The sequence below is a fragment of the Franconibacter daqui genome (assembly GCF_014644275.1).
GTDB lineage: Bacteria > Pseudomonadota > Gammaproteobacteria > Enterobacterales > Enterobacteriaceae > Franconibacter > Franconibacter pulveris.
The window spans coordinates 228,398-253,864 of sequence record NZ_BMKJ01000006.1 but is presented as its reverse complement, the minus strand read 5'-3'; the positions used below and the strand labels follow the sequence as shown (position 1 = coordinate 253,864).

26 protein-coding genes are annotated in these 25,467 nt (G+C 57.0%); 15 read left to right on the top strand and 11 right to left on the bottom strand.

What is annotated here, in order from left to right; translation table 11 throughout:
• The first annotated feature begins 24 nt into the window (after positions 1 to 24).
• A complete protein-coding gene (yieE, locus tag IEX01_RS18510) occupies positions 25 to 891 on the top strand; it encodes a DNA-binding transcriptional regulator YeiE (protein ID WP_024556315.1) in 867 nt (288 codons plus the stop codon).
• A gap of 181 nt (positions 892 to 1,072) precedes the next feature.
• Complete coding sequence (locus tag IEX01_RS18505) at positions 1,073 to 2,542, top strand: amino acid permease (RefSeq protein ID WP_024556316.1); 1,470 nt, start codon at positions 1,073 to 1,075, stop codon at positions 2,540 to 2,542.
• Positions 2,543 to 2,594: 52 nt separating this feature from the next.
• On the opposite strand, the gene fghA is transcribed toward IEX01_RS18505, so the two are convergent.
• Complete coding sequence (fghA, locus tag IEX01_RS18500) at positions 2,595 to 3,425, bottom strand: S-formylglutathione hydrolase (protein WP_188724316.1); 831 nt, start codon at positions 3,423 to 3,425, stop codon at positions 2,595 to 2,597.
• A gap of 129 nt (positions 3,426 to 3,554) precedes the next feature.
• Between fghA and IEX01_RS18495 the strand changes: the two genes are divergently transcribed.
• From IEX01_RS18495 to mglC, 7 genes are all read left to right on the top strand, one after another.
• The gene (locus IEX01_RS18495) at positions 3,555 to 4,703 is read left to right on the top strand and encodes a YbfB/YjiJ family MFS transporter (protein WP_188724315.1); all 1,149 of its coding nucleotides are present in this window, start codon (positions 3,555 to 3,557) and stop codon (positions 4,701 to 4,703) included.
• Positions 4,704 to 4,807: 104 nt separating this feature from the next.
• A complete protein-coding gene (gene folE / locus IEX01_RS18490; protein ID WP_024556319.1) occupies positions 4,808 to 5,476 on the top strand; it encodes a GTP cyclohydrolase I FolE in 669 nt (222 codons plus the stop codon).
• 18 nt (positions 5,477 to 5,494) lie between these two features.
• Positions 5,495 to 6,652 carry a DUF418 domain-containing protein YeiB gene (yeiB, locus tag IEX01_RS18485; RefSeq protein ID WP_188724314.1) on the top strand — a complete coding sequence of 386 codons (1,158 nt, stop codon included), beginning with the start codon at positions 5,495 to 5,497 and terminating at the stop codon, positions 6,650 to 6,652.
• A 154-nt stretch (positions 6,653 to 6,806) separates the two neighbouring features.
• Positions 6,807 to 7,832 (top strand): HTH-type transcriptional regulator GalS, encoded by a 1,026-nt coding sequence (gene galS, locus IEX01_RS18480; protein WP_024556321.1) that lies wholly within the window; start codon positions 6,807 to 6,809, stop codon positions 7,830 to 7,832.
• 288 nt (positions 7,833 to 8,120) lie between these two features.
• Entirely contained in the window at positions 8,121 to 9,116 is a 996-nt protein-coding gene (gene mglB / locus IEX01_RS18475; RefSeq protein WP_024556322.1) for a galactose/glucose ABC transporter substrate-binding protein MglB, read from the top strand.
• Between the two features lie 84 nt (positions 9,117 to 9,200).
• Positions 9,201 to 10,721 carry a galactose/methyl galactoside ABC transporter ATP-binding protein MglA gene (mglA, locus tag IEX01_RS18470; RefSeq protein WP_024556323.1) on the top strand — a complete coding sequence of 507 codons (1,521 nt, stop codon included), beginning with the start codon at positions 9,201 to 9,203 and terminating at the stop codon, positions 10,719 to 10,721.
• A gap of 15 nt (positions 10,722 to 10,736) precedes the next feature.
• Positions 10,737 to 11,747 carry a galactose/methyl galactoside ABC transporter permease MglC gene (gene mglC, locus IEX01_RS18465; protein ID WP_188724313.1) on the top strand — a complete coding sequence of 337 codons (1,011 nt, stop codon included), beginning with the start codon at positions 10,737 to 10,739 and terminating at the stop codon, positions 11,745 to 11,747.
• 270 nt (positions 11,748 to 12,017) lie between these two features.
• Here mglC and sanA read toward each other — a convergent pair whose 3' ends face one another.
• From sanA to IEX01_RS18445, 4 genes are all read right to left on the bottom strand, one after another.
• Positions 12,018 to 12,731, bottom strand: coding sequence for an outer membrane permeability protein SanA (sanA, locus tag IEX01_RS18460; protein WP_188724312.1), 714 nt, complete (start codon positions 12,729 to 12,731; stop codon positions 12,018 to 12,020).
• Between the two features lie 125 nt (positions 12,732 to 12,856).
• Positions 12,857 to 13,741: a cytidine deaminase gene (gene cdd / locus IEX01_RS18455; protein ID WP_024556326.1), complete on the bottom strand. Its 885-nt coding sequence runs from the start codon at positions 13,739 to 13,741 to the stop codon at positions 12,857 to 12,859.
• Between the two features lie 130 nt (positions 13,742 to 13,871).
• Positions 13,872 to 14,567, bottom strand: coding sequence for a CidB/LrgB family autolysis modulator (locus IEX01_RS18450; RefSeq protein WP_024556327.1), 696 nt, complete (start codon positions 14,565 to 14,567; stop codon positions 13,872 to 13,874).
• On the bottom strand, positions 14,567 to 14,962 hold the full coding sequence (locus IEX01_RS18445) for a CidA/LrgA family protein (RefSeq protein ID WP_188724311.1): 396 nt from the start codon (positions 14,960 to 14,962) through the stop codon (positions 14,567 to 14,569). Before IEX01_RS18445 ends, IEX01_RS18450 begins: the two co-directional genes overlap by 1 nt.
• 365 nt (positions 14,963 to 15,327) lie before the next feature.
• Between IEX01_RS18445 and dusC the strand changes: the two genes are divergently transcribed.
• Positions 15,328 to 16,260 carry a tRNA dihydrouridine(16) synthase DusC gene (gene dusC, locus IEX01_RS18440; RefSeq protein ID WP_024556329.1) on the top strand — a complete coding sequence of 311 codons (933 nt, stop codon included), beginning with the start codon at positions 15,328 to 15,330 and terminating at the stop codon, positions 16,258 to 16,260.
• On the opposite strand, the gene IEX01_RS18435 is transcribed toward dusC, so the two are convergent.
• Entirely contained in the window at positions 16,257 to 17,171 is a 915-nt protein-coding gene (locus IEX01_RS18435) for a LysR family transcriptional regulator (protein WP_024556330.1), read from the bottom strand. The genes dusC and IEX01_RS18435 overlap by 4 nt on opposite strands.
• 76 nt (positions 17,172 to 17,247) lie before the next feature.
• Here IEX01_RS18435 and IEX01_RS18430 point away from each other — a divergent pair, with 76 nt between their 5' ends.
• A complete protein-coding gene (locus tag IEX01_RS18430) occupies positions 17,248 to 18,201 on the top strand; it encodes an MBL fold metallo-hydrolase (RefSeq protein ID WP_188724310.1) in 954 nt (317 codons plus the stop codon).
• 31 nt (positions 18,202 to 18,232) lie between these two features.
• Here the strand turns inward: IEX01_RS18430 and yohP are convergent, their stop codons facing one another.
• Complete coding sequence (gene yohP, locus IEX01_RS21920) at positions 18,233 to 18,316, bottom strand: small membrane protein YohP (RefSeq protein ID WP_125454249.1); 84 nt, start codon at positions 18,314 to 18,316, stop codon at positions 18,233 to 18,235.
• Between the two features lie 167 nt (positions 18,317 to 18,483).
• Positions 18,484 to 18,951: a nuclear transport factor 2 family protein gene (locus tag IEX01_RS18425; RefSeq protein ID WP_024561002.1), complete on the bottom strand. Its 468-nt coding sequence runs from the start codon at positions 18,949 to 18,951 to the stop codon at positions 18,484 to 18,486.
• A 105-nt stretch (positions 18,952 to 19,056) separates the two neighbouring features.
• Here IEX01_RS18425 and IEX01_RS18420 point away from each other — a divergent pair, with 105 nt between their 5' ends.
• Together IEX01_RS18420 and IEX01_RS18415 are read left to right on the top strand one after the other, a co-directional pair.
• A complete protein-coding gene (locus IEX01_RS18420; protein WP_188724309.1) occupies positions 19,057 to 19,626 on the top strand; it encodes a TetR/AcrR family transcriptional regulator in 570 nt (189 codons plus the stop codon).
• 81 nt (positions 19,627 to 19,707) lie between these two features.
• Positions 19,708 to 20,481, top strand: coding sequence for an SDR family oxidoreductase (locus IEX01_RS18415; RefSeq protein ID WP_024556334.1), 774 nt, complete (start codon positions 19,708 to 19,710; stop codon positions 20,479 to 20,481).
• On the opposite strand, the gene IEX01_RS18410 is transcribed toward IEX01_RS18415, so the two are convergent.
• Complete coding sequence (locus IEX01_RS18410; protein ID WP_024561004.1) at positions 20,472 to 21,047, bottom strand: DedA family protein; 576 nt, start codon at positions 21,045 to 21,047, stop codon at positions 20,472 to 20,474. The two genes, IEX01_RS18415 and IEX01_RS18410, sit on opposite strands and share 10 nt — an antisense overlap.
• Before the next feature lie 167 nt (positions 21,048 to 21,214).
• Here IEX01_RS18410 and IEX01_RS18405 point away from each other — a divergent pair, with 167 nt between their 5' ends.
• Together IEX01_RS18405 and pbpG are read left to right on the top strand one after the other, a co-directional pair.
• On the top strand, positions 21,215 to 21,802 hold the full coding sequence (locus tag IEX01_RS18405) for a Yip1 family protein (protein WP_024556336.1): 588 nt from the start codon (positions 21,215 to 21,217) through the stop codon (positions 21,800 to 21,802).
• Positions 21,803 to 21,973: 171 nt separating this feature from the next.
• Positions 21,974 to 22,921, top strand: coding sequence for a D-alanyl-D-alanine endopeptidase (gene pbpG / locus IEX01_RS18400; RefSeq protein WP_188724308.1), 948 nt, complete (start codon positions 21,974 to 21,976; stop codon positions 22,919 to 22,921).
• Here pbpG and IEX01_RS18395 read toward each other — a convergent pair.
• Both IEX01_RS18395 and dld read right to left on the bottom strand, forming a co-directional pair.
• Positions 22,918 to 23,475: a GNAT family N-acetyltransferase gene (locus IEX01_RS18395; protein ID WP_024556338.1), complete on the bottom strand. Its 558-nt coding sequence runs from the start codon at positions 23,473 to 23,475 to the stop codon at positions 22,918 to 22,920. The two genes, pbpG and IEX01_RS18395, sit on opposite strands and share 4 nt — an antisense overlap.
• Positions 23,476 to 23,584: 109 nt before the next feature.
• Positions 23,585 to 25,336, bottom strand: coding sequence for a D-lactate dehydrogenase (gene dld, locus IEX01_RS18390; protein ID WP_024556339.1), 1,752 nt, complete (start codon positions 25,334 to 25,336; stop codon positions 23,585 to 23,587).
• Between the last annotated feature and the right edge of the window lie 131 nt (positions 25,337 to 25,467).

Below are 25,467 nucleotides of genomic sequence, written 5' to 3'. Positions count from 1 at the left end.
GAGCTCTTACTATTGAGGCGAGTTATGCATATCACCCTGCGTCAGCTGGAAGTGTTTGCCGAAGTGCTGAAAAGCGGTTCCACCACCCAGGCATCGCAAATGCTGGCGCTGTCGCAATCGGCGGTCAGCGCAGCGTTAACCGATCTGGAAGGCCAGCTTGGCGTGCAGCTTTTTGACCGGGTGGGCAAACGGCTGGTGGTCAATGAGCACGGGCGGCTGCTTTACCCGCGCACCGTGGCGCTGCTGGAGCAGGCGGGAGAGATAGAGCAGCTTTTTCGTGAAGATAACGGCGCTATCCGCGTTTATGCCAGCAGCACTATCGGCAACTATATTTTGCCGGAAGTGATTGCCCGCTACCGCCGCGACTTTCCGTCATTGCCGCTGGAAATGAGCGTTGGCAACAGTCAGGATGTGATTAACGCCGTCGCGGATTTTCGCGTCGATATCGGGCTTATCGAAGGGCCGTGCCATATGGCGGAAATCGTCACCGAACCTTGGCTTGAGGATGAACTGGTGGTCTTCGCCTCTCCCGCAAGCCCGCTTTTAAACGGGGAAGTAACGCTGGCGCGCCTTGCCGCCGCGCCCTGGATCCTGCGTGAGAAAGGTTCCGGCACGCGGGAAATTGTCGATTACCTTCTGCTTTCGCACCTGCCGCAGTTTGTGCTGGCGATGGAGCTTGGCAACTCTGAAGCGATTAAACATGCGGTGCGCCACGGGCTGGGCATCAGTTGTCTTTCACGCAGGGTGATAGCCGAGCAGCTGGAAACCGGCTCGCTGGTCGAAGTGAAGGCCCCGTTGCCGCGCCTGACGCGAACGCTTTACCGGATCCATCATCGCCAGAAGCACCTGTCCAACGCCCTGCAGCGTTTTTTACGCTACTGCGAACCGTGAGCGAGTCGGCAAATCGGGCGTCAGTCATAAGAAAAAATTTTCGCTCTCCCGCAGGCCCGCTGCTTTACTTATGATCCAGCGGCTATCATGAACGTCTCTTATAACTGCGTATTTCCACCAGGCGCTTCGGTTTGAGTCTGCTACAATCGCGCCTCTTTTGATGGATGGGCATTATTTTTATATGGTTTCCGAATCTAAAACCACACAAGCGCCTGCGCTACGTCGCGAATTAAAGGCGCGTCATTTGACGATGATCGCCATCGGCGGCTCTATCGGCACAGGGCTGTTTGTCGCATCCGGCGCGACGATTTCTCAGGCGGGCCCGGGCGGCGCGCTTTTTTCCTATATTCTTATCGGCCTGATGGTCTATTTCCTGATGACGAGCCTTGGCGAGCTGGCGGCCTATATGCCGGTCTCCGGCTCGTTCGCTACCTACGGGCAGAACTACGTAGAAGAGGGCTTCGGCTTCGCGCTGGGCTGGAACTACTGGTACAACTGGGCGGTCACCATCGCGGTCGACCTTGTGGCCTCGCAGCTTGTGATGAGCTACTGGTTCCCGGATACGCCAGGTTGGATCTGGAGCGCCGTCTTCCTCGGCATCATGTTCCTGCTGAACTACATTTCCGTAAAAGGCTTTGGCGAAGCGGAGTACTGGTTCTCGCTGATTAAAGTGGCGACCGTGATTATCTTTATTCTGGTCGGCATCGCGATGATTGTCGGCATTTTCAAAGGCGCTGAACCGGCAGGCTGGAGCAACTGGAGCATTGATGAGGCGCCATTCGCGGGCGGCTTCTCGGCGATGATTGGCGTGGCGATGATTGTCGGCTTCTCTTTCCAGGGCACCGAGCTTATCGGCATCGCGGCGGGCGAATCGGAAGACCCGGCGAAGAATATTCCGCGCGCGGTGCGTCAGGTTTTCTGGCGTATCCTGCTGTTCTATGTGTTCGCCATTCTGATTATCAGCCTGATTATCCCCTACACCGACCCGAGCCTGCTGCGCAACGACGTGAAAGATATCAGCGTCAGCCCGTTCACTCTGGTGTTCCAGCACGCGGGTCTGCTCTCTGCGGCGGCCATCATGAACGCGGTGATCCTGACGGCAGTGCTCTCTGCGGGCAACTCCGGCATGTACGCTTCCACCCGCATGCTCTACACCCTGGCCTGCGATGGCAAAGCGCCGCGTATTTTCTCAACGCTGTCTAAAGGCGGCGTGCCGCGCAACGCGCTTTATGCGACGACCGTGGTCGCGGGCTTGTGTTTCCTCACCTCCATGTTCGGTAACCAGACGGTTTACCTGTGGCTGCTGAACACCTCGGGGATGACCGGATTTATCGCCTGGCTCGGTATTGCCATTAGTCATTATCGCTTCCGTCGCGGTTATGTCATGCAGGGCAACGATATCAACGACCTGCCGTACCGCTCCGGCTTCTTCCCGCTGGGCCCGATTTTCGCCTTCGTGCTGTGTCTTATTATCACGCTCGGCCAGAACTATCAGGCATTCCTGGAAGATACGATTGACTGGACGGCCGTTGCGGCAACCTACATCGGCATTCCGCTGTTCCTGATAATCTGGTTTGGTTACAAGTGGACCAGAGGCACGCATTTCGTGCGTTACAGCGAAATGACGTTTCCTGACCATCTGAAGAAATAACGAAAAGGGCGCCTTAAGCGCCCTTTTTTATTGCCGGTTTAGCATGGATGCATCAGCGCAAATGCTGCGCGTGAAAGCGCAAATGCTCTTCAATAAAGGTGGCGATGAAATAATAGCTGTGATCATAGCCCGGCTGCATGCGCAGCGTCAGCGGCCAGCCTGCCTTGCGCGCCGCGTCATCAAGCCGCTCCGGCTGGAGTTGCTCGCCAAAGAACGGGTCGCTGTCGCCCTGGTCGACAAGCGTGGGGATAGCGTGCGCCGGATCGGCCTTTTCCAGCAATGCGCAACTGTCCCACTGGTGCCACTGGCTTTCATCTTCGCCAAGATACGTGGTGAACGCTTTTTTCCCCCACGGCACGGCAGACGGGTTGACGATTGGCGCGAAGGCGGAAACCGAGCGGAAACGCCCGGGGTTCTTCAGCGCCATGATAAGCGCCCCGTGGCCGCCCATTGAGTGGCCGCTGATGGCGCAACGGTCCGCTACCTTAAAGTTTTCCGCAATCACTTTGGGCAGTTCATCGCGCAGGTAATCATACATGCGATAGTGGGATGCCCAGGGCGCAACGGTGGCGTTAAGGTAGAAACCGGCGCCTTTGCCGAGGTCGTACCCTTCCGCGTCCGCCACCTCATCGCCGCGCGGGCTGGTGTCCGGCATCACTAACGCAATGCCCAGTTCAGCCGCCACGCGTTGCGCGCCCGCTTTGGTCGTAAAGTTTTCATCGGTACAGGTCAGGCCTGAGAGCCAGTAAAGCACAGGCGGCGGCGCGTCGGTCTCCGGCGGCAGAAAAATGCTGAAGGTCATGGCGCAATTGAGCGCCTGAGAGTGATGTCGCCAGCGCTGCTGCTGGCCGGAAAAACAGCGATGCTCGTCGAGCAGTTCCATAGGCGGCTCCTTATAATGGGCTGAACAGAATAGCGCAAACGCGCATTGACGAGTGAACAAGTTTCACTTCACCTTAGAAAACTCATGCCGCATCATAGCTATAACTTTATTTTAACAAATGGAGGCGCTGTGGCGCTGCGTATTGCACTGACCGGGTTTCTCGCGCTGATTGTGGTAATGGGGATTGGGCGTTTCGCGTTTACGCCTCAGGTGCCGTTGATGGTAGGGGAGGGGCAGTTAACGCTCACCAGCGCCGGACTGGTCGCCGCTGCAAACTATCTTGGCTATCTGGTCGGCGCATGGGATGCGATGCGCGCGCAGCGTCACGTTGAGCTTCGGCTCTGGGCGGGCGTCGGCGGCGCGGTGCTGCTGACGCTGCTTTCCGCTTTTGTCGACGGACCCTGGCCGCACGCCGTATTGCGCTTCGTTATCGGCTGCATGAGCGGCTGGGGGCTGGTGCTGATGGCCGCCTGGACCAACGAACAGCTCGCCCATTTCGGCAGGCCGGGCCTTAGCGCCGCGGTGTTCGCTGGGCCGGGCGCCGGCATCGCCATCAGCGGCCTGCTGGCGGTCTGGATCCACGGCGCCGGGCTCAGCGCGCAGCAGGGCTGGCTTATCTACGGCGCGCTGGCGCTGCTGTTTATCGCGCTGATTGCCCGCAACCTGCCGCGCCGGGGGCATCTCCACCGCCCGGGCAACCAGCCTGAGCCGCTGCGCCTGACGCGCGGACTGAAAAAGCTGGTCTGGAGCTACAGTCTCGCCGGGTTTGGTTATATTCTGCCCGCGACGTTTCTTTCCCAAATGGCGGCGGCGCGCTTTCCAGGCAGCCTGTTTGCACAGTTTGTCTGGCCTGTTTTTGGCGGCGCTTCGGTTATCGGCATTGCGCTTAGCATCCTGCTTCGCGGGGTGCTGCAAAGCAATCAGCGGCTGGCAATAGTGCTGTGGCTGCAGGCCGCAGGCGTGGTGGCCGCCGCATGGCTGCCGGGTATAAACGGGTTGGTTATCGGCGCGCTGCTGGTAGGCGGCGGCTTTCTCTGCGCCGTGCAGCTTTCGTTGCACTACGGGCGAGAGCTGGCGCCGAAGCACACCCGCTATCTGGCCGGGCTGCTCACGACCGGTTATGCCGTGGGGCAGCTTGTCGGCCCGATGACCTCTGCGGTTGCCAGCTTTCTCACCGGCAGGCTGGAGCCGGCGCTGTGGATAGCTGGCGTGGCGCTGGTTATCGGCGGCGCGCTGGTCTGGCGGCGCGACGAAGAAAGGAATCAACAATCCCAATAATTATCGGTCCCGCTACTGGATTATGTGCGCCCGCTCACGCACAATGAACGCTCACTTTGCCCCCTGCGGTAAAGGCTGGTTACACCTGCTGGAGAAAAAATAAGATGTCATTACTCTCAAAAGAAGCTGCCCTGGTACATGAGGCGCTGGTTGCGCGTGGCCTGGAGACGCCGCTGCGTCCGCCGTTGCACGAGCTTGATAACGAAACCCGCAAGCGCCTTATCGCCGGTCATATGACCGAGATTATGCAGCTGCTTAATCTTGATCTGAGCGATGACAGCCTGATGGAAACGCCGCATCGCATCGCCAAGATGTATGTCGACGAGATTTTCTCCGGCCTGGACTACGCTAATTTCCCGAAAATCACCGTCATCGAGAACAAGATGAAAGTGGATGAGATGGTCACGGTTCGCGACATCACGCTGACCAGCACCTGCGAACACCACTTTGTAACCATCGACGGCAAAGCCACGGTGGCCTACATTCCGAAAGACTCGGTGATTGGGTTGTCGAAGATTAACCGCATTGTGCAGTTTTTCGCCCAGCGCCCACAGGTGCAGGAGCGTTTAACGCAGCAGATCCTGGTGGCGTTGCAAACGCTGCTTGGCACGAGCAACGTGGCGGTGTCCATTGACGCGGTGCACTATTGCGTAAAAGCGCGCGGTATTCGCGACGCAACCAGCGCCACCACGACGACGTCGCTTGGCGGGTTGTTTAAGTCCAGCCAGAATACGCGCCAGGAATTCCTGCGCGCGGTACGCCACCCCAGCTAATTGATAAGGCAGGCCGCCATGGCAAGAAACGTCACGCTGGACGTGGTTCGCGGCGTCGCCATCCTGGGCATCCTGCTTTTGAATATCAACGCCTTCGGTCTGCCGAAGGCGGCTTACCTCAACCCCGCCTGGTATGGCGAAGCGACCCTGCGCGACGCCTGGACCTGGGCGCTGCTGGACCTCTTCGCGCAGGTTAAATTCCTCACGCTTTTCGCATTGCTGTTTGGCGCCGGCCTGCAAATGCTGCTCGTCCGTGGCAAACGCTGGATTCAGGCGCGCCTGAGCCTGTTGGTGATTTTCGGTTTTTTGCATGCGGTTTTTCTGTGGGATGGCGATATCCTGCTTGCCTATGGGCTGGTAGGGCTTATCAGCTGGCGAATGGTGCGCGACGCCTCGGGCGTTAAATCGCTGTTTAACACCGGGGTGCTGCTGTACCTGATGGGCGTGGGCGTGCTGCTTCTGCTCGGCGCTATCACTGGCGACCAGATCAACCGTTCGTGGGTGCCGGACGCCGCGCACCTGCAATATGAGCAGTTCTGGAAGCTGAACGGCGGAGCGGAGGCTATCGATAATCGGCTCGATCTTCTCTCTTCAAGCCTGCTGGCGCTCGGCGCGCAGTACGGCTGGGAGCTGGCGGGAATGATGCTTATCGGCGCGGCGCTGATGCGTAGCGGCTGGCTGCGCGGCGAGTTCAGCCTGCAGCACTATCGCCGTACGGGCCTCATCCTGGTGCTGGCTGGGCTGTTGATTAACCTGCCTGCGGTTATCGCGCAGTGGCGAATCGGCTGGGATTACCGCTGGACCGCGTTTTATCTGCAGGCGCCGCGTGAACTCAGCGCGCCCTTGCAGACCATCGGCTACGCGGCGCTGATTTATGGTTTCTGGCCATCACTTGCCAGGTTCCGGTTAACCGGCGCGCTGGCCTGTGTTGGCCGCATGGCACTCACCAACTACCTGCTGCAATCGTTAATCTGCATTACGCTGTTTCATCGCTTCGGGCTGTTTATGTGGTTTGACCGCCTGCAATTGCTCGCCTTCGTCCCCGCCGTCTGGGCGGTTAACATATTGATCTCCGTACTCTGGCTGCGTCGCTTTCGCCAGGGGCCGGTGGAGTGGCTCTGGCGGCAGCTCACGGCCAGAGCGTCAGGCGTGCCGTTATCGCAAACAACAAGATAACGATCTGGATCACAATCGTTAACATTTCGTATGTAACCGTTTCCAGCGCTGTGATGTGCTTCACGTAGCGCCTTTCTGCTCGCTGCCAGAATAGCCCCCAGGCTTACACAGGGGGTATTTGTGAACTGCTGCCAACTACTTAAAGGTGATCGTTATGATCACTATTCGTGACGTCGCAAGACTTGCGGGCGTCTCTGTCGCTACGGTCTCCCGCGTTCTGAACAACAGCGCGCTGGTAAGCCCTGAAACGCGTGAAACCGTTATGCAGGCGGTCAGTCAGCTAGGCTACCGGCCGAACGCCAATGCCCAGGCGCTGGCCACCCAGGTCAGCGATACTATTGGCGTGGTGGTGATGGACGTTTCCGATCCCTTCTTCGGCGCGCTGGTAAAAGCGGTGGATACTGTGGCCCAGCAGCATCAAAAATATGTGCTCATCGGCAATAGCTACCATGAAGCGGAAAAAGAGCGCCATGCCATAGAAGTGCTGATTCGCCAGCGCTGCACCGCTTTAATCGTTCATGCCAAAGCGCTCGGCGACGCAGAGCTGGCAAGCTTTCTCGACCAAATCCCCGGCATGGTGCTGATTAACCGTATCGTGCCCGGCTACGCGCATCGCTGCGTCGGTCTGGACAATGTCACCGGCGCGATGATGGCGACCCGCATGCTGCAAAGCAATGGCCATCAGCGCATCGGCTATCTGGCTTCCGCTCACCGTATTGAAGATGATGACCAGCGTAAAGAGGGCTGGCTGCGGGCGTTGGCGGAGCAGGGGATAACGCCGCCGGAAAGCTGGGTCGGTACGGGCAGCCCGGATATGCAGGGCGGCGAGGCGGCGATGGTGGAGTTACTGGGGCGCAACCTGCAGCTCACGGCGGTGTTTGCCTACAACGACAGCATGGCGGCAGGCGCGCTAACGGCACTTAAAGATAATGGCATTGCCGTGCCGCAGCATTTGTCACTCATTGGTTTCGATGATATTCCAATCGCCCGCTACACCGATCCGCAACTCACCACGGTGCGCTATCCCATTGTTTCCATGGCGCGACTCGCGACCGAGCTGGCGCTGCAGGGCGCCGCAGGAGAGCTCGATTTGCAGGCCAGTCACTGCTTTATGCCGACGCTGGTGCGCCGCCATTCCGTGGCCGGAAAGCAAAGTGTGGGGCCGATCACTAGTTTATAAATGAGAGTGATGTAACCGCTTTCAATCTGTGAGTAAATTCACAGTATATTAACATTGCGCTGGTCTATGATGTCAGCGTTTTAAAGGCTGAAACACTATGTAACAGCAACGTTGCGCTAAGAGCATGGGTTAAGGGCCGAAAACAAACAAAAAGACGCAGTACTGGAGCGTTACCGATCAAGGAAGAAAATTTTAAAGTGAGCTTCGGTGGTCAGTAACACTTTTCTAACATTACTACCCCGCCGCCCGTTTTTCACAAGAACTACCCTGCATAAAACCGGAGATACCATGAATAAGAAGGTCCTTACTCTGTCTGCCGTTATGTCCTGCATGCTGTTTGGCGCCGCAGCCCAGGCCGCTGACCGTATCGGCGTGACTATCTATAAGTATGACGATAACTTCATGTCCGTAGTACGCAAGGCCATTGAGAAAGAAGCAAAAGCCACGCCAGACGTTGAGCTGCTGATGAACGACTCGCAGAACGACCAGTCCAAGCAGAACGACCAGATTGACGTGTTGCTGGCGAAAGGCGTGAAGTCCCTTGCCATCAACCTGGTTGACCCGGCCGCTGCGGGTACCGTCATCGAAAAAGCGCGCGGGCAGAACGTACCGGTTGTGTTTTATAACAAAGAACCTTCACGCAAAGCGCTCGACAGCTACGACAAAGCTTACTACGTAGGGACCGACTCCAAAGAATCCGGCGTTATCCAGGGCGACCTGATCGCTAAGCACTGGGCTGCGAACAAAAACTGGGACCTGAACAAAGACGGCCAGATCCAGTTCGTACTGCTGAAAGGCGAGCCGGGCCACCCGGATGCCGAAGCGCGTACTACCTACGTGATTAAAGAGCTGAACGATAAAGGCATCAAAACTCAGCAGCTGCAGTTAGATACCGCCATGTGGGATACCGCTCAGGCGAAAGACAAAATGGACGCCTGGCTCTCTGGTCCGAACGCCAACAAAATTGAAGTCGTGATCGCCAACAACGACGCGATGGCGATGGGCGCAGTAGAAGCGCTGAAGGCGCATAACAAATCTTCAATCCCGGTATTCGGCGTTGACGCCCTGCCGGAAGCGCTGGCGCTGGTGAAATCCGGTGCGATGGCCGGTACCGTGCTGAACGACGCCAACAACCAGGCGAAAGCGACGTTCGATCTGGCGAAAAACCTGGCGCAGGGTAAAGGCGCCGCTGACGGCACGAACTGGAAAATTGAAAACAAAGTGGTTCGTATTCCTTACGTCGGCGTTGATAAAGACAACCTGGCGCAGTTCAGCGATAAATAATAGTTAAATGCTTTTCCGGGGCGCGCAAGCGCCCCTTTTAAACCGTGCCATGCTCAGACAATACTCTCGCAGCCAGGTGTAATTATGGTCAGCAATACTACGCAGACGTCAGGCGAATACCTGTTGGAAATGACCAATATCAACAAGTCATTCCCCGGCGTTAAGGCACTCGATAACGTAAATTTAAAAGTTCGTCCTCACTCCATCCACGCGTTAATGGGGGAGAACGGCGCAGGCAAGTCAACGTTATTAAAGTGCCTTTTTGGGATCTACCAGAAAGATTCCGGCAGCATTCTTTTCCAGGGAAAAGAAATTGATTTTCATTCGGCCAAAGAAGCGCTGGAAAATGGTATTTCCATGGTGCACCAGGAGTTAAACCTGGTTTTGCAGCGCTCTGTTATGGACAATATGTGGCTTGGTCGCTACCCCACCAAAGGGGTATTTGTCGATCAGGACAAAATGTATCGCGATACCAAAGCGATTTTCGACGAGCTGGATATTGATATCGATCCGCGCGCGCGCGTGGGGACGCTTTCTGTCTCGCAGATGCAGATGATTGAAATCGCCAAAGCGTTCTCCTATGACGCGAAAATCGTCATTATGGATGAGCCCACTTCTTCACTAACGGAAAAAGAGGTGAATCATCTCTTTAAAATTATCCGTAAGCTGAAAGAGCGCGGCTGCGGTATTGTTTATATCTCCCATAAAATGGAAGAGATATTTCAGCTGTGCGATGAAATTACTATCCTGCGCGACGGGCAGTGGATCGCCACCCAGCCGCTTGAAGGGCTGGATATGGATAAGATCATCGCCATGATGGTGGGCCGTTCGCTCAATCAGCGGTTCCCGGATAAAGAAAACAAACCGGGTGAAGTTATCCTTGAAGTGCGCAACCTGACCTCGCTGCGCCAGCCCTCTATCCGTGACGTCTCCTTTGATCTGCATAAAGGGGAGATTCTCGGCATCGCGGGACTGGTGGGCGCCAAGCGCACTGATATTGTGGAAACGTTATTTGGTATCCGTGAAAAATCGGCGGGCACCATTACCTTGCACGGCAAACAGATTAATAACCACACCGCCAACGAAGCCATTAACCACGGTTTCGCGCTGGTGACCGAGGAGCGTCGCTCAACGGGGATTTACGCTTATCTGGATATCGGTTTTAACTCCCTGATCTCCAATATTCGCAACTACAAAAATAAAGTCGGTCTGCTGGATAATTCCCGCATGAAAAGCGATACCCAGTGGGTTATCGATTCCATGCGCGTGAAAACGCCAGGGCACCGGACGCAAATCGGTTCGCTTTCCGGCGGCAACCAGCAAAAGGTGATTATTGGTCGCTGGCTGCTGACGCAACCGGAAATATTAATGCTGGATGAACCGACGCGCGGTATTGACGTAGGCGCGAAGTTTGAAATTTATCAGCTTATCGCTGAGCTGGCGAAAAAAGGCAAAGGGATCATTATTATCTCTTCCGAAATGCCAGAGCTGTTAGGGATAACCGATCGTATTCTGGTAATGAGCAATGGCCTCGTCGCTGGAATTGTTGACACTAAAACGACAACGCAAAACGAAATTTTACGTCTTGCGTCTTTGCACCTTTAATATCAGGGGCTCCTCATGAGTGCGTTAAATAAGAAGAGTTTTCTCACTTATCTGAAAGAAGGCGGTATTTACGTCGTTCTTTTAGTGTTGCTGGCCATTATTATTTTCCAGGATTCCACTTTTTTAAGTCTGCTTAACTTAAGTAACATTCTGACCCAATCCTCGGTGCGTATTATTATCGCGCTGGGCGTCGCGGGGCTTATTGTTACCCAGGGCACGGACCTTTCAGCCGGTCGTCAGGTAGGGCTCGCGGCGGTAGTCGCGGCGACCTTGCTGCAATCAATGGAAAACGCCAACAAGGTGTTCCCGGAAATGGCGACCATGCCGATTGCGCTGGTTATCCTGATTGTCTGCGCTATCGGCGCCATCATCGGCCTGATTAACGGCATCGTTATCGCTTACCTGAACGTAACGCCGTTTATCACCACGCTCGGCACCATGATCATCGTGTACGGCATCAACTCCCTGTACTACGATTTTGTGGGCGCTTCGCCGATCTCTGGTTTCGACAGCGGTTTCTCGACCTTTACGCAAGGGTTCCTGGCGATAGGCAGCTTCAGGCTCTCTTACATCACTTTCTATGCGTTGATCGCCGTCGTGTTCGTCTGGATCCTGTGGAACAAAACTCGCTTTGGTAAAAATATCTTCGCCATCGGCGGCAACCCGGAAGCGGCGAAGGTTTCCGGCGTGAACGTGGCGCTGAACCTGCTGATGATTTATGCGCTCTCCGGCGTCTTCTACGCCTTCGGCGGGATGCTGGAAGCGGGCCGTATCGGTTCCGCTACCAACAACCTCGGCTTCATGTACGAACTCGACGCCATCGCAGCCTGCGTAGTGGGCGGGGTTTCCTTCAGCGGCGGCGTGGGTACGGTGCTCGGCGTGGTAACTGGTGTGATAATCTTCACCGTTATCAACTACGGCCTGACCTATATCGGCGTGAACCCGTACTGGCAGTACATCATCAAGGGCGCCATCATTATCTTCGCGGTAGCGCTGGACTCCCTGAAATACGCTCGCAAGAAGTAATCGCTTGGCAGTATGGAAAAGCCTCCGCAGACGCGGGGGCTTTTTTTATGGGCGGGGCAGCAGGAGACAAAGGGAACAGGGTGGGTAAGCGAAGCGCCATTCGCCTTTTGCGGCGGCGGGCATAACAGGAGCCGCTAAAGCTAACCCACCCGGAAAACAGCGCGGCGTAGTGGGTTAAAAGGCGGGTTTTCTCCCTCGGGCTTTGGGGGAGAAGGCCGGGGATGAGGGGCGAAGGCAAACCGGCTGCGTGCGGCGAAACGTAACCCGCCGTTACTTCTTCTTTTGTAACTCTAACAGCTGCTCCGGCGTCACCGCCGGGTATCCCTGCGCGTTATCCGGGACTTCATGCAGCGAAGGAATCGGGATGAGCGGCCCTAAGAAGCGCGGTTCGCGCTTGAAGATATAGAGGTCCGCCAGCGCGCCGAGGCGAGCGCCGAACTCGCGAATGCGCACCGGGAGCATATTTTTAGGCGAGGGAACGGCGTAGCACTGCGCCTGGATGCCCATATGCAGCGCAATAAACAGCGCGCGCTCGCAGTGAAAGCGCTGGGTGATAATGATGAAATCGTTGGTATCAAACACTTTGCGGGTGCGAACTATCGAATCCAGCGTACGAAAGCCCGCGTAGTCCAGCACGATGTCCGCCGGGTCGACGCCTGCGGCGATGAAATCTTTGCGCATCGTCATCGGCTCGTTATAGCTCTGCTGCGCGTTATCGCCGGAAAGCAGCAGGTAGTTCACTTTGCCGCTGTTATACGCGTTCAGCGCGCCCTGAATGCGGTAGCGGTAATACTGGTTGATGACCCCGGTGCGGTAATACTTGGCCGTGCCCAGCACCACGCCAACCTGACGGTAGGGCAGGTCCTGCAGTTCATCATAAACGTAGGGAGAGGTCTTCCAGCTGATCCAGCGGTCAAGCCCCAGCGCAGTTAACAGCAATAAGCTAATCAGAACCAGCAGGCTGTATAACAAACGCTTCAACATTCAGGTACTCGGAGCAGGGGTGAAATTTCATCCAAGGCTACTTTACCCGTTGGACAAGAGCAAGAATCAGCGTATCGGTTGAAGCAATTTTCACCACTGCGGATGTTTTATCCGCAGGGTGGGCATCAGGCGAGTTCGATGCGTTCGACGGCGTCGCAACCAATGGCGCGAAGCGTAGCAACGGTTGCGTCCCATTGAACGATATTGGCCTGCGCTTTTTCTGCAAGCGACGCCCGCTGAATATCACGCCAGCCATAGCCGTTCAGGCTCAGCAGATTCAGCGCCGCCTGCAGGGGAGGCAGCGAGGGATTAAACGCGGCGTTTTCAGCATAGCTGCCGGTAAAAATCTGCCCGTCATGAGTTTGCAGGGCGACGCCGGAAGGCGACTGGCTGTAAGGCGCGTGGCTGCGGTTAGCCGCTTTTATCGCCGCGTCGCCGAGCGCTTCGCCTTTTAAGGCGAATGCATGATCCTCAGCGTCGAAAATCAGCGTTTTAATATCAAGGTCGCGTGGGCCGAAAGCGTCGGGCAGATAGTCGCCAAGCTTAGAGGGGGCACGTCCCGGCAGGTTAATGCGCAGGGTCAGGCCGCTGTTCAGCTCGTTCATAAACTGGCGGCAGTGGCCGCAAGGGGTGTAGTTCACGGTGATGGCGCAAAGGCCGCTTTCGCCGCGCATCCAGGCGTGGGTAATGGCGCTTTGCTCCGCGTGCACGGTCTGCTGCATCGCCACGCCGGTGAACTCCATGTTCGCGCCGAAATAGAGCGCGCCGCTCAGGCCGCGGGCTACGGCGCCGACGTTGAAATGGGAGATGTCAGTCTGCGCGCAGGCGGCCGCCAGCGGCAGCAGCGCGAAGGCGAGCGCTTCATCATCCAGCCCGCTGTGGCGTTTTACCTCTTCAACCTGACTTGCGCTCAGCATGGCCGGGAAATGCGCATCGGCGAGCCACGGCGCCAGGGACTCCTGGAGCGCGGCGGGAAGCTGTGCAAAAGCAGATTCAAAACGTGAATGCATGGGCTAAGCCTCTTATCAGTTTACTGGAGCCGTAGTTTACGGGCCTCGCTGGGCTTTATATGTGATTTTCGTCTCACTGCCTATGCAACAAATGAAATTTAAAATGAATTTGCGCGACGTATCGCAACTTTTAGCCAAAAACGGCCAGAATAACCGGGAATAAAAAGGGCGCGATGAGCGAGGTGATAATGCCGCAGATCACCAGCGCCAGAGAACTGAACGCCCCTTCCTGGTAATCCAGCTCCGCGCAGCGCGCCGTACCCAGGGCGTGCGAGGCAGTGCCCATCGCCAGTCCGCGGGAGGCTTTGGTGCGAATACGCATTAAATTCAGCAAACTGTGGCCGAATACCGCGCCGAGAATCCCCACAAAGATAACGCACACGGCGCTGATAGCCGGAATGCCGCCGATGCTGCCGCCTACCGCCATCGCAATAGGCGTCGTTACGGATTTCGGCAGTACCGACGCGGCGATTTCGGGGGTTGCGCCCATCAGCAGAGCGACAGAGGTGCCGGTTATCATCGCCACCACGCTGCCGATAAAACAGATGGTGATAATCGATTTCCAGCGCGCGCGGATCTGGTGCAGCTGTTCGTAAAGCGGAAACGCTAACGCCACCACCGCCGGTTGCAGAAGGTCATTCAGGATCTTGCTGCCCGCGAAATAGCGTTCATAGGAGATGCCGGTCGCCACAAGAAACGGAATGATAATAACCATCGACACCAGCAGCGGATTAAGCAGCGGCGATTTGAGTTTCGCCGCCAGCCTGCGTGCGCCGAAGAAGACCACCAGCGTCAGCGGCAGCGACCACCAGATATTCTCAAGCATCACTTTTTCTCCTTCTGCCCGATGACCTTGCGCTCGCCGTGGACCAGGTGCGAGCTCCAGCTCACCACCAGAAACACCAGAAGCGTGCTGATAAAGCAGGAGACGACTACCGGGCCAAACTGGGCGCGCAGCACATCCACATACTGCATCACGCCAATGCCGACCGGCACAAACAGCAGCGCCATATAGCGGATAAGCACATGGCAGCCAGGCTTAACCCACTTCGCGGGAAGGATCTGCAAAGAGAGCAGCAGGAAGAGAATCAGCATGCCGATAATGCTGCCGGGAATGGTTATCGGCAGCAGGGCGGCGATAGCGTTGCCCGCATATAAGCAGGCGTAAATTAACAAAAAAGCGCGTATGAATTGCCAGAGAGTCGTCAGCGTAATACTCATGAAAGTCACCCTTTGCGGAATGCATTCATCATACAATTAAAGCGTAAACTGTGCTACCGATCACACCATGAATTGTCAGCATACTTGATATTCCCGCAAGGCACAGTGGTGAACAGCGTTACGGCTTCGCTAAATCGCGACAGGTGTGCAAAGCGTGTCTCTTCGCACTCGTTATTACAACAAACGAAACCGAAAAAAGCGTTACGTAGAAGCGCTGGGCGGTACGCTGCGCCTGGACGGGCGATTTCCTGATGGCAAACACGCTGGCTTAACGGTCTGAGCAACCGCAACGCGGCGCGGTTAGCCTCTTTCAGCCAGCCGCCGCAGGCGCTACCATAGCGCCTCTTTTTCTTACGGGTAACGATATGCGTGTTTTACTGGCGCCGATGGAAGGCGTGCTCGATTCGCTGGTGCGCGAACTCCTGACGGAAGTGAACGATTACGATCTCTGCATCACCGAGTTTTTACGGGTGGTGGACCAGCTGCTGCCGGTGAAATCCTTCTATAAACTCTGCCCGGAGCTGCATCAGCAAAGCCGTACGCCTTCCGGCACCCGGGTGCGGGTGCAGTTGCTTGGCCAACATCCGCAGTGGCTGGGCGAAAATGCGGCGCGGGCGGTGGAGCTTGGCTCCTGGGGCGTCGATTTAAACTGCGGCTGCCCGTCAAAGCTCGTGAACGGCAGCGGCGGCGGGGCGACGCTCTTAAAAGATCCGGAACTGATTTACCGCGGCGCTAAAGCGATGCGCGAAGCCGTACCAGCGCACCTGCCGGTAACGGTAAAAGTGCGTCTTGGCTGGGACAGCGGCGAGCGGCGTTTTGAAATCGCTGACGCCGTGCAGCAGGCGGGGGCCAGCGAGCTGGTGGTGCATGGCCGTACAAAAGAAGATGGCTACCGTGCCGAGCGCATTAACTGGCAGGCCATTGGCGAAATTCGCGAGCGGCTTGCCATTCCCGTTATCGCCAACGGCGAAATCTGGGACTGGCAAAGCGCTCAGGCGTGCATGCAGGCTACCGGCTGCGACGCGGTGATGATAGGACGCGGCGCGCTGAACGTGCCTAACCTGAGCCGGGTCATTAAATATAACGAGCCGCGTATGGCCTGGCCGGATGTCGTAAAGCTGCTGCAAAAATATACCCGGCTGGAAAAGCAGGGCGACACCGGCATGTATCACGTTGCGCGCATCAAGCAGTGGCTCGGCTATCTGCGTCAGGAATACAGCGAAGCGACCACGCTTTTCCGCGAAATTCGCACCTTAACCACGTCAACGGCCATTGCCGACGCCATCAACCGCCATTAACCAAAACGCTGGCGAATAAATTCCCGCAGCCACATCAACGCCGGGTCGCTGTTATGCCGCTGATGCCAGAGCATCGCCACCTCGATGCAAGGCACGTCCAGCGGCACGGGACTTGCGGCAAGGCCCCAACTGCGCTGCCAGTTTTCCGATAGCCCGGCGGGAACGGTGGCGAGCGCGGGCATCTGGCGCAGCAGGCCGGGCAGAGCAGCGAAGTGCGGCGTGGTATAGCACACCGTGCGCCGCCGCCCCTGTTTAGCCAGCAGCGTATCTATCTGACTGCTGGACGCTTCGCGATAGGTGACTAAAAGATGAGGATGAGCGGCATAGCTTTCCAGCGAGAGCGGGGCGTTCAGCGTAATTTGCTCCGGGTGCCAAAGGGTAACGAACGGCATTTGCGTCAGCGCCTCGCGCTCCTGCCAGCGGGCGGAAGCCTGCGCCACGCTTATCGCCATATCCAGTTCGCCGCCTTCCAGACGCTGGGCGTCGGTGAAGGGATCGCTCGCCACCACGTTCAGGCGCAGCCCTGGCGCGGCGTCGCGTAATGCCGGAATCAGTTGCGGCATCAGCCACATCTCTACCCAGTCGGTCATGCCAAGCGTGATGGTGGCGTTGGCCTGTTGCGGATGAAACTCCGCCTGCTGAAACAGCGCGCTCTGAAGCTGCTCCAGCAGGGGCATTAGTTCGCTGTGCAGCGCCTGGGCCCGGGCGGTAGGCTGCATGCGGTGGCCGCTGCGCACAAACAGCGGATCGTCGAACATCTCCCGCAGCCGCGACAGCGCGCCGCTTACCGCCGGCTGGCCGAGATGCAGCTTATCCGCCGCCAGCGAAACGCTCTGTTCGCGAAAAAGCACGGCAAAAGCGATAAGCAGGTTCAGGTCGATTTTACGAAAATCATTTTCTTTGATAGTCATAATCTCTCCAATCAATTGGATTGATATTAGCGTCGGGCAGATACTTCGACAAGGTAAATCAACCCGGAGAACCCCAATGAAGCTTGCGATAGCGCTTTCCACTTTTCTGCTTTGCGCCTTCACCACCAGCGCGCAACCGGTGCCGATTGCGGATAAACAGGCGCCAGGCTATTACCGGATGATGCTGGGCGACTGGCAGATAACCGCCGTTTCCGACGGCACGGTGGTTATTGACAGTGAAAAACTGCTCACGCACATCGACCCGGCGACCCTGTCGCGCCGGATGGCGGAGCAGGCGATGACGCCCCGCACCGAAACCTCCATCAACGCTTACGTCATTAATACCGGCAAGCGGCTTATCCTGGTCGACAGCGGCGCCGGGCCGCTCTTTGGCAAGGCGGGCGGCCATTTGCTGGAAAACCTGCGGGCGGCGGGCATTCCGCCTGAACAGATTGATACTGTGCTGCTGACCCATATTCATGCCGACCATTCCGGCGGCGTACAGCACGACGGTAAACCCGCTTTCCCTAACGCAACGGTGCGGGTGGATAAGCGCGACGTCGATTTCTGGCTGGATCCGGCGCATGCGAGTGACGTGGAGCCAGGCCAGCGGCACACGTTTGAGGAGTCGGAACGGTCGCTGCGTCCGGTTATTGATGCCGGAAAGCTTGAACCCTTTACGGCGCCTGCGAAGATTATGCCGGATATCGAAGCGCTGCCCGCAGGGGGGCATACGCCTGGCAGCGTAATGTATAAAGTCAGCCGCGGCGGTGAAACCTTGCTGCTATGGGGCGATATTATCCATGTACAGGCGGTGCAGATGCCGCAACCGGAAGTGGCTATTCACTTTGATGTCGATCAGGCAAAAGCGGTGGAGCAACGCCAGACAGCGCTCGACATGGCCGCACGGAGCAACGCCTGGGTAGCCTCGGCGCATATCGCGTTCCCGGGCATAGGCAAAGTGAAGAAAGCGCAGGAGGGATACCGTTGGGTGCCTGTTAACTACAGCAGCCTGCAGGTGAAGGAGTAAGGACGCCGCCGCGCAGGCGGCGCCCTGCTGGTCAGAAGATCATCTTAAAGACGCCCGTGACCACCAGTAACCCGATAATAAAAATAATCAGAATGGCCCACAGCAGTAGCTTCATCATCTCTAATTCTCCTTGTGGTAATGAGCAAAATATTGATGCTACAAGGAAAGCGTAGTCTTTCATGGCGAGCTTGCCGTGTCGGTGCGGCCTGGTTGCGCGAAAAACAGACAGATCTGACCCACGCAGCCCTGCCAGATTAACGTCTGTTTTTACGCGCTCCGGTATTAAAACCCGCATTCGCTCAGGCCCGGATGATCGTCCGGGCGACGACCCAGAGGCCAGAAAAAGCGGCGCTCGCTTTCTGTTATCGGTTGGTCGTTGATACAGGCGAAGCGGCGCGCCATCAGTCCTTGCTCGTTAAACTCCCAGTTTTCGTTGCCATAACTGCGATACCAGGTGCCGGAGTCGTCGTGCCATTCGTAAGCAAATCGCACCGCGATGCGGTTGCCTTCGAACGCCCAGAGCTCCTTGATCAGCCGGTACTCCAGTTCCCGGGCCCATTTGCGTTGTAAAAACCCGACAACCCGATCGCGACCGATGACGGTTTCATTGCGGTTGCGCCAGCGCGTATCGGGCGTATAAACCTGGGAAACGCGCAGCGGATCGCGGCTATTCCAGGCGTCTTCCGCCAGACGGGTTTTCTCAATAGCCGACTCGCGGGTGAAAGGCGGCAAAGGCGGGCGGATTTCCATGATGATGCTCCTCTTTAGGGTGGTAGACAGGTCTGTCTACATCTAATCTGGCATATGTAGACAGAATTGTCTACATGCGTGATACTCTTTACACAAGGAGCCAAAATGACCAGTGAAAACGTAAGCGCTCGCGAGCGCATCCTCGCAACGGCGCACGATCTCTTCTACCGTGAAGGCATTCGCGCCACAGGCATCGACCGCATCATTAAAGAGGCGGGCGTAACAAAAGTGACTTTTTACCGGCACTTTCCGGCAAAAAATGACTTAATCCTCGCTTTTTTGCAGTATCGCCACGAGCGCTGGATAAGCTGGTTTCGCCAGTCGCTTGCCGCGCAGCGACAGCAAGGCGGCTCGCTTGCCGCCGGGCTGTCTGCAACCCTGGAACTGTGGTTTGCCGACGAGCACTACCGGGGGTGCGCCTTTATTAACACGACGGTCGAGCTTGCCCAGGCGCTGCCGGAGAGCCTCGCGTTGATACGCGCTCATAAAGAAGAGATGACGCAGGCGCTTGCCGCTCACCTGCCGGATACGCCGCAGGGCAGGCAGCTGGCGCAGCGTGTGGCTCTGCTGGTGGACGGAGCCATTGTCATGGCGCAGCGCGAGGGTAACGGCAACGCGGCCGTCGCTCTGCTGCGGGAATGGCTGGCGCTTGAGCCCCTGCTGCAGGCGGGCTGAAACGCGTATCTTCCCTTTACCCGGTCAGTTCTCATCGCTCTCCTATACTTACTCCTTCTATGGAAAACACCGGAGGTCGCAATGAGTTCTGCAAACAAGGTGGCGATTGTTACAGCGTCAGATTCGGGTATAGGCAAGAAGTGCGCGATTTACCTTGCAAAGCAGGGGTATGACGTTGGTATCACCTGGCATAAAGATGACGCCGGGGCGAAGGAGACGGCGAAAGAAGTGGAAAGTTTTGGTCGGCGCGCCGAGCTTATCCAGCTCAACCTGAGCAACCTGCCGGAAGGGGCGAACGCCATTCAGGAGTTGATTGACCGCTTTGGTCGCATTGATGCGCTGGTGAACAACGCTGGCGCCATGAACAAAGCGCCCTTCCTTGAGGTGGATTTCAACGACTGGCAGCAAATATTTACCGTAGACGTGCACGGCGCTTTTCTTTGCTCGCAAATTGCCGCCCGGGCGATGGTGAAGCAGGGGCAGGGCGGTCGTATCGTTAACATCACCTCGGTGCATGAACATACGCCGCTGCCGGAGGCGAGCGCTTACACCGCCGCGAAACATGCGCTTGGTGGTCTGACCAAATCGATGGCGCTGGAGCTTGTTAGTTACAACATACTTGTGAACGCGGTGGCGCCGGGCGCGATTGCGACGCCGATGAACGACATGGATGAAGGGGACGCCGAGCCGGGTTCGCTGCCGAACGTGCCGCTGGCGCGTCCGGGCGAGACCAAAGAAATCGCAAGTCTGGTGGCATGGCTTTGTTCTGAAGACGCCAGCTATACCACCGGCCAGTCGTTTATCGTCGATGGCGGCTTTATGCTCGCCAACCCGCAGTTCAAACCTCAGTCCTGATTTTCCCGCCGTCTGCTGCGCCGCTTTAAGAAGAGGCGCAGCAGCACCACAATCGCGACCGCCAATGCCACCCAGATATAATGCTTCAGATGCTGGTCGACGCGCGCAAGCCAGGGGGCTATCACCTCGCCGCCCAGGTAGCCAAGCGTGGTGAAAATCAGCGCCCACAGCAGCGCGCCTGCAATATTCAGCGGAATAAACAGCTTTGGCGGCACGCGGCTGGCGCCAATCAATAGCGGGCCGATAACGCGAAAACCATACATAAAGCGCGTGCCGATAACAAACCACACCGGATAACGCAAAATCAGCCGCTGGGCGCGATCGATCTTTTTCTGATGACGTGAGAAGCGCGTCAGCGCGCGGTTGCCGAAGCGGCGGCCGAAAAGATAAAGCGCCTGATCGCCAATCATGCCGCCCAGCGCCACCGCCAGCACCGCCAGCGGGAATTTAAGCAATCCCTGATGTGCGGCCACCCCGCCTAAAAGCGTAATGGTCTCGCCTTCCGCAAGGCTGCCAATCAGCAGCGCCGCGTAGCCGTACTGGGCAATTAACGCGTTGATATCCATGAGTGTAATCAGCTCTCCTCGTAAGGCTTTCTTTAAAGCATACACCCTGATATTCACTGCGCCTTCAACGAAGGGTCTGCCCGCCTGGAAAATGCGCTCTGTTTATTTTTTAATCGCCGCGTGCGTTATACTTAACAGCGCGTTGCTTAAGCAACTAAGGGGGCTATATGAACCATGTCTGGGGACTCTTCTCCCATCCCGATCGTGAAATGCAAAGTATCCGGCGCGAAAACGAAACCGTTTCGCATCACTACACCCATCATGTTTTGTTAATGGCCGCAATCCCGGTGGTCTGCGCCTTTATCGGCACGACGCAGATTGGCTGGGATTTTGACGATGGCAACATCGTACGGCTCTCGCTCGGCACCGGTTTCGCGCTGGCGATTCTCTTCTACGCGCTGATGCTGGCGGGCGTGGCTGTCATGGGCCGCGTCATCTGGTGGATGGCGCGCAGCCTGCCGCAACGTCCTTCGCTGGCGCGCTGCATGGTCTTTGCCGGCTATGTCGCCACGCCGCTCTTTTTAAGCGGCATAGTGGCGCTTTATCCGGTCGTGTGGCTGTGCGCGCTGGTAGGCACCGTTGCGCTGTTTTATACCGGCTATCTGCTTTATGTCGGCATTCCAACCTTCCTTAACATCAACCGGGAAGAGGGGCTTAATTTTTCCGGTTCGACACTCGCCATCGGCGTGCTGGTGCTGGAAGTTCTGCTGGCGTTAACCGTGGTGCTGTGGGGTTACGGCTATCGGCTATTCTGAGGGAGGTGCGTTGCTGGCTTCATCGCCAGCAACGTAAGCTTTCGACACGATTCTCCAGTAGCGGTGTAGCGGTACGCCGGAGTATCATGCGGCGCCTGCTGCCGTTATTGATTTTCTAAACGGTTGCGGTGTGCGTCATTACGCTTGTGAATAATAATCTGAACAAACACCATGCCGATAAAATTTCGCCTTTCGCTGTTTACACTGACGCTGATGCTGGCCGCGCCTTTTGCGCCGCAAGCTGTTGCCGCTAAAACGCCCGCCGCTGTAATGGCGGCCCAGCCGGAGATCGCCTCCGGCAGCGCCATGATCGTCGATCTTGATACCAATAAGGTGCTCTATTCGAGCCATCCCGATCTGGTTCGCCCGATAGCCTCCATTACCAAAGTGATGACCGCGATGGTGGTGCTGGACGCCCGTCTGCCGCTGGATGAGAAGCTTAAGGTCGACATCAGCCATACGCCGGAAATGAAAGGGGTCTATTCCCGCGTGCGCCTCAACAGCGAAATAAGCCGCAAGAATATGCTGCTGCTGGCGCTGATGTCCTCGGAAAACCGCGCGGCGGCGAGCCTTGCGCACCATTACCCGGGGGGCTATGACGCGTTTATCCGCGCCATGAACGCCAAAGCGAAAGCGCTGGGGATGACGCACACCCGCTATGTGGAGCCTACTGGCCTTTCCATTCATAACGTCTCTACGGCGCGCGACCTGACTAAGCTGTTAATAGCCAGCAAGCAGTATCCGCTGATAGGCCAGCTCAGCACCACGCATGAAGATATGGCGACCTTCTCGAATCCGGCCTATACCCTGCCGTTTCGCAACACTAACCACCTGGTGTATCGCCCAAACTGGAATATTCAGCTGACCAAAACCGGCTTTACTAACGCGGCGGGCCACTGTCTGGTGATGCGTACGGTGATTAAAGGCCGACCGGTGTCGCTGGTGGTTATGGACGCCTTTGGCAAATATACCCACTTTGCCGACGCCAGCCGCCTGCGCACCTGGCTTGAAACCGGCAAGGCGACCCCGGTTCCCGCCTCGGCCCTCAGCTATAAACGGCAAAAAGCGGCGCAGATGGCAAGCAACAGCGCCGCGGGTGGTGACGCCCAGGACGATTAATTGCCCGGCAGCGTCCAGTCGCCTTTATTGAGTGGACGCTGCATGATAAGCGTATCGCGCCAGTCGCCATGCTTGAACCCTACGCTCTTAAGGTGTCCCACCACCTCAAATCCCTGCTGCAGGTGTAAACGATGCGATCCGTGATTGTTCTCGCCATCGCCAATAACGGCAATAATCTGCCGCCAGGGGCCTTGCTCGCAGCGGTGGATTAACGCCGCCAGCAGCTCGCTGCCGATTCCGCGTCCGCGCATACTGTTTTCCACATAAATGGATTCTTCCACCGTATAGCGATAGGCGGGGCGGGAACGGTAAAGGGTAGCGTAACAGTAACCTACCACCACCCCGTGCAGGGTGGCGACCAGCCAGGGCAGCCCCTGACGCTGGATCTGTTGTATGCGTTCGGCCATCTGCACGGCGTCCGGCGCCATCTCTTCAAACGAGGCGCGCCCGTGGCGTACGTGCCAGCCATAAATTGCGGTAATAGCATCTACGTCTTCCGCTGTAACGTCGCGGATTGCTATCTCAGTCGTCGGCAGGATTTCGACAACGGACATATTATGCTCCTTCCCTTGCTGTGTGAGCCGCAGACAAGGCGTCTGCGGCAGGAGCAGTTACTCTAGTATGAAAAATACGCGGAAAACAGCGCGAACGCTGCCGGGAGCACTATATCGCCCCGGTTTTCTCAGCACCTTCAGAGCCTGTAGCCTCTTCACCCCAGTATTTCTGTTTGCTGGTCTTGCCGATGCCGGGATTCATGCTGTTTGTCGGATCGTTCGCCTTATAAAATTGTTTTAAGCTCGCCGGAGCTTCATAAAGGTGGCCAACGTTATGTTCGGCAGGGTATTGCGCGCCGCGCTCGCGCAGCAGGGCGAGCATCTGCTCTTTAAGCTCATGCACATCCACCCCTTTTTTCACAATGTAATCCTGGTGGAAAACGTGGCAGAAAAAGTGGCCATAGTAGAGCTTATGCACCAGCTTGCTGTCGATTTCCGGCGGCAGGGTTTCAAACCAGTCGGTATCGTTACGCCGCAGGGCGATATCCAGCGCCAGAATATCCTCCACTTCATCGGCATGTACCGCGTGGTAGCGCACCGCCGCGCCCGCCGCCGCGAAGCGGTGCAGGAACGCTTTACTGCCTTCTTCCGCCGTACAGGCGAACACGTCGCCTTCGGCGGTTTTGAAATAGTCCGCCAGCCAGTCGCGCGCTTCGGTAATGCCGTCGCCCGCCATTTTCAGCAGCAGATGATGTTCATATTTATCCCGCCAGCTTTTCATGCGCGGCGGTAAATGGCGCGGGAAGAGATTGCCAAGCGTCTGCATCACGCGGTCGGTGAAGTGCGGCTTCACGAACGGCACCCTTTCCAGCCAGGCGTCGGTGCGGCCTTTGGCGGTAAAGAAGAACGGCATTTTGTCGGTCCCGAGCTTGTCTATCATCAGGAACGTGTCTTTGCCGTAACGCTCGGCGATGTCATAGATGTCGCGATGCATGTATTCGCCGGCCACCGGCAGGTTTTTAAAGTTCGCCAGAATATGGCGGCGAATTTCGGTCAGCACTTCCGGCTGGTTGGTGCCGATATAAAAGACCCCCTGGCGCTTCTCGGCTTCAAACGTGTCCAGACGCACGGCGAAAACCGCCAGCTTGCCGGCGCAGCCCGAGGCTTCAAACAGGCGATCCGGATCGGCGTTGTAGCGCGCCGGGGTGTCAGCCTCAATGTTGCGCACGCGCTCGATATAGTGATGATCCGACGCCTGGCGGTTGTCATAGCGCACCGCGTCCTCTTTCAGGCGATCGTCATCCAGCGCGCCGAGGATCTGCTCCGGCGTCGCGCCCAGATCGATGCCAAGATGGTTGACCAGGTGTAGTTTCCCTTGCGCGTCGATTTGCGCGTAAAGCGACATTTCAGTATAAGCGGGGCCGCGATGCACCAGCGCGCCGCCGGAGTTATTGCAAATCCCGCCAATCACCGACGCGCCGATGCAGGAGGAGCCGATCACCGAGTGCGGCTCGCGCCCGAGCGGCTTCAGGGCTTTTTCCAGCTGATAGAGGGTGGTGCCGGGGTAAGCCAGAACCTGTTTGCCGTTATCCAGCAAGTGCAGTTTGTCCAGGCGCAGCGTGCTGATAATGACGATTTCACGGTCATAGTCGTTGCCGTTCGGCGTGGAGCCTTCCGTCAGGCCGGTATTGGCCGCCTGCATAAGAATAATTTTGTCATGTTGCACGCAGGCGTTCAGAACGCGCCATAATTCGAGCAGCGTACCCGGAAAAACCACGGCCAGCGCGTCGCCCTGGCCTGAGCGGAAGCCTTTGCGATAGCGGGCGGTTTTCGCCGGGTCGGTCAACAGTTGGTTGGCGCCAACGAGACGGGTTAATTCGGTGATAAAGGGATGCGGATTGTGCTGTGCGCTAAGGGACATGTTCCACTCCTTGTGGCGGGTAAAAATCATCGTCTCTAAGCATAGCGCTGAATTTGGTCAGGAGTCTTAAAACGTCGAAAAATCAGCGTACAAATCGAGAGGAATCTTCTTACCTTGTTATGCTTATGGCA

Coding starts and splice junctions, on each gene's coding strand:
- pbpG (WP_188724308.1), top strand. CDS start 21,974: ATGCCGATAAAATTTCGCCTTTCGCTGTTTACACTGACGCTGATGCTG.
- IEX01_RS18505 (WP_024556316.1), top strand. CDS start 1,073: ATGGTTTCCGAATCTAAAACCACACAAGCGCCTGCGCTACGTCGCGAA.
- IEX01_RS18410 (WP_024561004.1), bottom strand. CDS start 21,047: ATGGATATCAACGCGTTAATTGCCCAGTACGGCTACGCGGCGCTGCTG.
- yeiB (WP_188724314.1), top strand. CDS start 5,495: ATGGCAAGAAACGTCACGCTGGACGTGGTTCGCGGCGTCGCCATCCTG.
- IEX01_RS18395 (WP_024556338.1), bottom strand. CDS start 23,475: ATGTCCGTTGTCGAAATCCTGCCGACGACTGAGATAGCAATCCGCGAC.
- yohP (WP_125454249.1), bottom strand. CDS start 18,316: ATGAAGCTACTGCTGTGGGCCATTCTGATTATTTTTATTATCGGGTTA.
- mglC (WP_188724313.1), top strand. CDS start 10,737: ATGAGTGCGTTAAATAAGAAGAGTTTTCTCACTTATCTGAAAGAAGGC.
- IEX01_RS18435 (WP_024556330.1), bottom strand. CDS start 17,171: ATGACTATCAAAGAAAATGATTTTCGTAAAATCGACCTGAACCTGCTT.
- IEX01_RS18425 (WP_024561002.1), bottom strand. CDS start 18,951: ATGGAAATCCGCCCGCCTTTGCCGCCTTTCACCCGCGAGTCGGCTATT.
- IEX01_RS18415 (WP_024556334.1), top strand. CDS start 19,708: ATGAGTTCTGCAAACAAGGTGGCGATTGTTACAGCGTCAGATTCGGGT.
- fghA (WP_188724316.1), bottom strand. CDS start 3,425: ATGGAACTGCTCGACGAGCATCGCTGTTTTTCCGGCCAGCAGCAGCGC.
- IEX01_RS18450 (WP_024556327.1), bottom strand. CDS start 14,567: ATGCTTGAGAATATCTGGTGGTCGCTGCCGCTGACGCTGGTGGTCTTC.
- sanA (WP_188724312.1), bottom strand. CDS start 12,731: ATGTTGAAGCGTTTGTTATACAGCCTGCTGGTTCTGATTAGCTTATTG.
- IEX01_RS18445 (WP_188724311.1), bottom strand. CDS start 14,962: ATGAGTATTACGCTGACGACTCTCTGGCAATTCATACGCGCTTTTTTG.
- dld (WP_024556339.1), bottom strand. CDS start 25,336: ATGTCCCTTAGCGCACAGCACAATCCGCATCCCTTTATCACCGAATTA.
- mglB (WP_024556322.1), top strand. CDS start 8,121: ATGAATAAGAAGGTCCTTACTCTGTCTGCCGTTATGTCCTGCATGCTG.
- folE (WP_024556319.1), top strand. CDS start 4,808: ATGTCATTACTCTCAAAAGAAGCTGCCCTGGTACATGAGGCGCTGGTT.
- IEX01_RS18420 (WP_188724309.1), top strand. CDS start 19,057: ATGACCAGTGAAAACGTAAGCGCTCGCGAGCGCATCCTCGCAACGGCG.
- dusC (WP_024556329.1), top strand. CDS start 15,328: ATGCGTGTTTTACTGGCGCCGATGGAAGGCGTGCTCGATTCGCTGGTG.
- mglA (WP_024556323.1), top strand. CDS start 9,201: ATGGTCAGCAATACTACGCAGACGTCAGGCGAATACCTGTTGGAAATG.
- galS (WP_024556321.1), top strand. CDS start 6,807: ATGATCACTATTCGTGACGTCGCAAGACTTGCGGGCGTCTCTGTCGCT.
- IEX01_RS18430 (WP_188724310.1), top strand. CDS start 17,248: ATGAAGCTTGCGATAGCGCTTTCCACTTTTCTGCTTTGCGCCTTCACC.
- IEX01_RS18405 (WP_024556336.1), top strand. CDS start 21,215: ATGAACCATGTCTGGGGACTCTTCTCCCATCCCGATCGTGAAATGCAA.
- cdd (WP_024556326.1), bottom strand. CDS start 13,741: ATGCATTCACGTTTTGAATCTGCTTTTGCACAGCTTCCCGCCGCGCTC.
- yieE (WP_024556315.1), top strand. CDS start 25: ATGCATATCACCCTGCGTCAGCTGGAAGTGTTTGCCGAAGTGCTGAAA.